Origin of the sequence: Synechococcus sp. R5-15 (assembly GCF_047462035.1) — a bacterium.
GTDB lineage: Bacteria > Cyanobacteriota > Cyanobacteriia > Thermostichales > Thermostichaceae > Thermostichus.
Window position 1 is genome coordinate 1 of the sequence record NZ_JANSIK010000120.1, and the last position, 6,133, is coordinate 6,133.

The window sequence follows — 6,133 nt, forward strand, 5'->3', positions numbered from 1 at the left end:
ACCTGTCAACAAGAGCGGGTGGCTGCGGCCATTGCTGAAATCCTCTCAGAAAAAACCTGCCCGTAGCACTGGTTATGGTGATTTCAAATTACACTGAAGCAGCTTGTAGATTCCAGACCTCTTTCTCCTTTGGAGAGGGGCCGGGGATGAAGGAGTGATGAGGGGACTGCGGTGTTGTGGAAACGAAGCCGAAAACTAGTTCTTCCACTACTTCAACAGACGGGAAACCTGGGGATCTTCTCCTCAGAGCAGGAATCAAGGCGCCAGGTTCGTTTCCTGCGCCGCTTCCGCTTCACCCGTATTGGGGGGCGGTTTGTCGGGATCGCCCTGTTGGTAAGTATTGCTGCTTTCAACACCGGCAACAATCCCCTGTACTTGTTGCTGGGGATGCTGCTCAGCCTTATTCTCATCAGTGGCACCCTCTCTGATCTCACCCTCAAAGATCTGGAGGTCAGCCGGCAGTTGCCTAGCCGCATTTTCGCCGGCCAGCCTGTCTTGGTGGGTCTCACGCTGGTCAATCGCAAACGGCGCCTGCCCAGCTTCTCGTTGCAGGTGAGCGAACGCATTGAGGGGCTGAGGCGGGAAGATTGGCCTTCCAGCTATGTTTTGCGGGTGGATCCCGGTGCCAAGGTGGACACTTTTTATCAGCATACTTTTTCAAAGCGGGGAGTCTGGCAGTTGCAAGGTTTTGAAGTTGCCACCAGTTTTCCATTTGAACTCTTCCGCAAGGCGGTAGAGATTAGGGATCCCCAAACGGTGATCGTGTTTCCGCGGCTCGCCCCGGTTCAAGGATTGGCGCTGTGGGATCAGCTCAGCAGCGGCAACCAATTGCGCCCCCAGCCTGGTCGAGAGGGAGACTACCTGAGCTTACGGCCCTACCGACCCCACGACGATGTGCGTTCTGTCCACTGGAAGATCTCGGCCAAACGGGATCAACTGATCGTGCGGGAGTTGGAGCGTCCACGAGCCCAGGCCATCACCCTCTGTTTTGAAAACCGCTGGCAGCCCCAGAAAGAGAGGCCCGAGATCCATCGAGACAAGTTGGAGCGAGCTGTAGAGCGCTGTGCCGGGATCCTCTTCTACTTGATGCGAGAAGGTTACCCGGTAGCACTTGTTACGTTACAAGAGCGGACTCCTTTTGGGTCAGACCTGGCCCATCAAGATCACCTGCTGACCGTGTTGGCACGACTTACTTTTGTCGGGGATCCCCAGCTCAGCCCTCCACTGGAAAGAGAACCTGATCCCTCTGTCGAGTTTGACCTCACCCCTCAAGATCGCTGTGTGCTGCTGGCCCATCCTGGCCAGGATGGAAAATCTGCCCCGGCCCATCTCATCCACACGGGATCGCTGTTGCAATTTATCCCAATTGAGTGAGCTTCAGGCCCATTTTGATAGCAGGATCCATCTGAGATTGTTTGGAAAGCTTGGGCGCAGATCCTTGCAAAGCTTTAGGTTAAACTGCTGAAGAAGTGGTGGTTCACTGCTCCAACTTTTGTCGCAATTCTGGAATGGCCCGCCGCATTTGTCGATAGCCCTCCTGAATAATCGGATCTGCTTGATGAAAATCGAAGATCCCATACTGGCTCAGCTTGGGTTGTAAGAGCAAATCCGGCGGATGTTCGGCTAAAACACTGCGGGTAACGATTTGCTCCATCACGTTCAACGTCTTGCCAATAACGTCGAAAATATTGGGACCAGAGGGCTCATCTGGAAACCATTGGCTAATTTTTTCTTGGATCCCTTGTTGTAGGGATTGATAGCGTTTGCGAATGCGGGTGATGAAGTTGGTTTCTTCTTCGATCACTTCTCCTTCAGCATTCAAGCGCTGTCGCCGTTGAAGGGTTTCTTCCACCTCTGTTTCTTCCAGTTGCGACTCCACATCCGCGGGATCCACATGGTTGAGATTGACCGCGATGACAACATCGGCCCCCATCTCCCGCACCACTCGCACCGGCACCGGATTGACAATGCCTCCATCTCCGAGATAGCGCCCTTCGTGGTGAAAGGGAGTGAAAATTCCTGGGATAGAGATGCTGGCCCGCACGGCATCTGCCATTTTGCCCGAACGCAACAGCACCTCCTGGCCTGTGATCAAGTCGGTAGCCACACAGCAAAAGGGGATCCCGGCCTCTTCAATACACAGCTCTTGCAAATGTTCTGTCAGCAGCTCATTAAATTTTGTTGCCATCCAGCAGGCCACAGGTGGGAAAGACCACATCAAACAAAGACAAAATCATCTTCCAGTTAAGATCTCGCACAAAGTCTTCCAGCTCATCCAGTTCTCCCGCTGCATAAATGGCTCCCACAAAAGCGCCAATGCTCGTCCCAGCAATGTAGTCAACGGAGATCCCAGCCCGCTCTAGAGCTCGAATCACACCAATATGAGCCCATCCCCTCGCTCCGCCGCTGCCCAGTGCTAATCCCAGTTTCTTGCCCATGATTGCTCCCTCAAAAAGAGACCCAAAAGACCTCAAGAATCCTAAACCTTGCTCCCTCTAACAATTAGGTACCTGCCCTTTCCCGCAGATCGGAAGGCAGATAACTGCGTTCCCCTAAGATTTCCAGAAGGGGGCCATAGCGGTCGAACTTGACCACGCTGACCGAGGCGGCCAAAACCTCAATGCGATCCCGGTAGCGACCCAGGTCGATGCCCAGCAGGCTGCAGAGAATGACCCGAATGGTGGCTTTGTGGGAGACGATCAAGACGTTGCCATGGGTCCATTTTTCCTGGATCTCAGCCACAACCGGCATAGCCCGATTGGCAATTTGCACAGCGGTTTCCCCCCCTGGGGGCGCGTTCCAGGCTGGCTCGGTCATCCAGCGCCAATAGGCTTCTGGGTAGGCTTCTTGCGCCTCAGCGTGGGTTTTGCCCTCCCACTCGCCGTAGTGAATTTCTCTTAGGCCCTCTCGAATCTGCATCTGCAAGCCAACTTTCTCGGCCAGGGGGCTTAGGGTAGCCAAGGCGCGCCGCATTGGGCTGACGTAGAGAGCTTGCCAAGGGATCCCAGCATAGGCTGCGGCAAAGGCTTCTGCCATTTGTTTGCCTTCGGGGGTGAGTCGGGATCGAGAGCGCCGCAAAAGCTGCCGGAACGGCTGTAGGGAGTTTCTCCGTGTCTAAGGAGGTAAAGTCTCAGGCTCATGGGAAATATGCTTATGGGAGCGAACTTTGCCACTCTAGCTGCCCAACTTTAAGCTCTCCTTATCCCCCTTCGGGGCGGTGGTTGGTGGTGGGGATGTAAATGCGGCTACCTGCCCACTGCAACTTTTCCCGCAGAGTGCGAAAGTAGGAGAGCTCTTTTTCCAGGATCATCAGCTTGGCCGGTGTAGGTGCTTGCTGAATGTGAACCCACTGGCCGGGATTCACCGACTGAGCCAACACGCCATCTGTCCACAGGCGGGTCAACCCTTCGGGATCGGCAAGAGGCCAAATGTCCACCCTGGCTGTGCCGCTGATGACAATAGGACGGCTAGACAAACTCAGGGGACAAATAGGGGTGATGATGATGGCGTCGAGGGTGGGCTCGAGGATGGGGCCATTGGCTGCCAGAGTGTAAGAGGTGGATCCCGTCGGTGTGGCCACCAGCACGCCATCCCCGTGGTACTGATCCAAAATCTCTCCGTTGACCTCGATCTCCATGATCGCGGCAGGCAGCCGTTCTCGGTTGATTGGCTTCAGGCAGATCTCATTGAGGGCATAGTAGACTTCGCTGGCCGGACGGCCTTGCGACTTTCCCTCTCCACGGGCGGCCAAGGGATCCCCTTGCCCCAACTGCGGCTGTTCCCAAATCTGGGCTTGCAACATCATGCGGGCTTGCAAGAAAAAATCCCCTGCCTGAATGCGATCCCAGGGATCCTGTTGCAGCACCCGCTCCGACTGGGCCAAAAACCCCAGCCTACCCCCCACTTTGATTGGCAAAATCGGGATCCCATAGGAGGCTAGGTATCGTGCCGCCGCCAACACCGAGCCATCTCCCCCCAGCACCACTGCCAGATCGATGGGATCCGAGGTGGCCTCCAAAAAGACTGGGTAGGGGTTGTGGTGCAAGCCAGTGGGAGCTGTCAACACCGTAACACCGCGCCGGCGCAACTGCTCCGCACACCTCTGGCAGGCGGCTTTGCTCTCCCGATCCCCCTCTTTGTAGGCAATCACCACCAAGCCCAAGTCCATGGTCAACCTCATCAAGGGATCCCTGTCGATTGTCCCCTTCTTCAGACTGGGGATTGCTCAGGATAATCCAGACTATCCCCCCCAAAGTTAACCAGAAAATGTTCTCTTGGACGGTGAAACCGATCACCGCAGCTCTCCCTTGAGCGTCACTGCCCCCGCCAGAGCTTTCTTCTACAACTTTTAAGTAACAGTTAAGTAAATCTGAGAAGTCACCTTGAAGAATCAACCGAAAACCCCGCCATTTCCAACAGATGGCCCCAATCCGGATCCCTGAGTTCAGCCACCGGCGTAGGCTGGTGCAGACCTCAGCAATTCGGTTTATGGTATGGACATTCCCCCTGCAATTCCTCTTCTCCAAGCTGCAAACCCATGACCGCAGATCTCACCAACCGCATTTTGGGCAACCGCTACCAGCTGATTCAAGAAATTGGTAGCGGTGGTATGGGATCCGTCTTCCGCGCCTTAGACTTACACAACAACGGCCAAGAGGTAGCTGTCAAGATCTTATATGCCCCCATGCTGCTGAGCCGGGGCGACTTCCAGACAGACTTGCGCCGTCGCTTTGCCGAAGAGATCCGCGTTAGCACCCTTCTGGGGCAGCATCCTCGCATCGTCAAGGTTTTGGATCACGGCCAAGAGGGGGAGCAGGCCTACTTGGTGATGGAGTACCTCAAGGGGCAGGATCTGGGCAAGCTGATCCGAGAAAAAGGGGCTTTGCCGGTTCGACAAGCCGTTCGACTAGCCTTGCAGGCCTGTGAGGGGCTGCACTTTGCCCACACGTTTCAGGCCAAGGTAGAGGGTCGCGAGATTCGAGGCGTTATCCATCGCGACATCAAACCCAGCAACCTCTTCATCGAGCAAGTTTTTCAAAATGGCAAGCTTATCCCCCAACTGAAAATCCTCGACTTTGGCGTGGCCAAAACCCTGGCGGATCACACCCTCAGCCTGGGCACCCAAAAAGGGGGAAGATTTATCGGCACAGCTCGCTACGCCTCTCCCGAACAGATACGGGGCAAAGCCTTGGATGCCCGCTCGGATATCTACTCCTTTGGGGTAGTGCTCTACGAGATGCTGACGGGATCCATGCCCTTTCAGCTGGAAACCGACTCCCTGCACAGCTGGATCCACGCCCATTGCTACGAAAGCCCAATCGAGATCAACCCGAAGGCAGCCCCCCAGCCGATCCCACCCCCTTTAGCAGCCGTGGTGATGGATTGCCTGAAAAAAAACCCAGACGAACGACCGCAAACGATGCGGGAGCTGGGGGAACGACTGCTGCAAGCCTATGACCTGACGGCAACCACCCAACTCTCTAGTGGCCAAGCCAGCACTGTGATCCTGCCCACCGGCAGCGCTAAGGCTCAACGGGATGCTCCACCCTCTTCTGACCCCAAGCCACCAATCCAAACCACCCGCAATACAGGATCAGCTTCTAGAGCCTTTGAAGATATCCGCGATGAGGATCTGGATCTCATCGAAGATGAGCCGGTCTCTCCCCCCTCCCCAGGTGCAGGGATCCCCTATTACATCACCGAGCGGGAACCCTCCTCAGCAGAAGCTCTGCCGGAAACACCGGATCCCTCTCCCCAAAGTGGGGGCGAAACTCCCAAAACGCTCTCCACAGTGATCCCAGCCAGCAACGCTCTCCCGACCGTTCAGGATCCCCCTGTCGCTCGCCCTGCCACGCCGGCACGAACCGATACTCCCCGCACTCGCCCTCTGCGGCAAGCTGCCCCCCAAACGGTTCTGCAACCTTCCGACAGCAACCTGAAGTGGGTTTTGGCCGGGGGATCCCTGGGCGTTATGGCTTTGCTGGCCGCCTTTTTGCTGTGGCCACGCCCAACGATCCGCGATAGCCGGGAAGAACCGGATCCGATCCCTACCGCTGAAGTAACCCCAACACCTACACTCGAACCTGCTCCCACTCCAACGCCGACACCCACCCCGACTCCGACACCGGCACCC

At 56.1% G+C, this 6,133-nt stretch carries 5 protein-coding genes and 1 pseudogene; 2 read left to right on the forward strand and 4 right to left on the reverse strand.

Annotation, left to right across the window (positions count from 1 at the left end):
* Window positions 1-330: 330 nt before the first annotated feature.
* Complete coding sequence (locus NW839_RS10610; RefSeq protein WP_414351505.1) at window positions 331-1,374, forward strand: DUF58 domain-containing protein; 1,044 nt, start codon at window positions 331-333, stop codon at window positions 1,372-1,374.
* A gap of 103 nt (window positions 1,375-1,477) precedes the next feature.
* On the opposite strand, the gene NW839_RS10615 is transcribed toward NW839_RS10610, so the two are convergent.
* From NW839_RS10615 to NW839_RS10630, 4 genes and pseudogenes are all read right to left on the reverse strand, one after another.
* The gene (locus NW839_RS10615) at window positions 1,478-2,188 is read right to left on the reverse strand and encodes a patatin-like phospholipase family protein (protein WP_414351507.1); all 711 of its coding nucleotides are present in this window, start codon (window positions 2,186-2,188) and stop codon (window positions 1,478-1,480) included.
* Window positions 2,172-2,375, reverse strand: a complete 204-nt coding sequence (locus NW839_RS10620; protein WP_414351508.1) for a patatin-like phospholipase family protein — start codon at window positions 2,373-2,375, stop codon at window positions 2,172-2,174. The genes NW839_RS10615 and NW839_RS10620 overlap by 17 nt, the downstream gene beginning before the upstream one ends.
* A 127-nt stretch (window positions 2,376-2,502) precedes the next feature.
* Window positions 2,503-3,140, reverse strand: a pseudogene (locus tag NW839_RS10625) (histidine phosphatase family protein).
* A gap of 59 nt (window positions 3,141-3,199) precedes the next feature.
* The gene (locus NW839_RS10630; protein ID WP_414351512.1) at window positions 3,200-4,168 is read right to left on the reverse strand and encodes an NAD(+) kinase; all 969 of its coding nucleotides are present in this window, start codon (window positions 4,166-4,168) and stop codon (window positions 3,200-3,202) included.
* A 369-nt stretch (window positions 4,169-4,537) separates the two neighbouring features.
* Here NW839_RS10630 and NW839_RS10635 point away from each other — a divergent pair.
* Window positions 4,538-6,133, forward strand: a 1,596-nt coding sequence (locus NW839_RS10635; RefSeq protein WP_414351510.1) for a serine/threonine protein kinase, incomplete at its 3' end; no start/stop codon positions are given.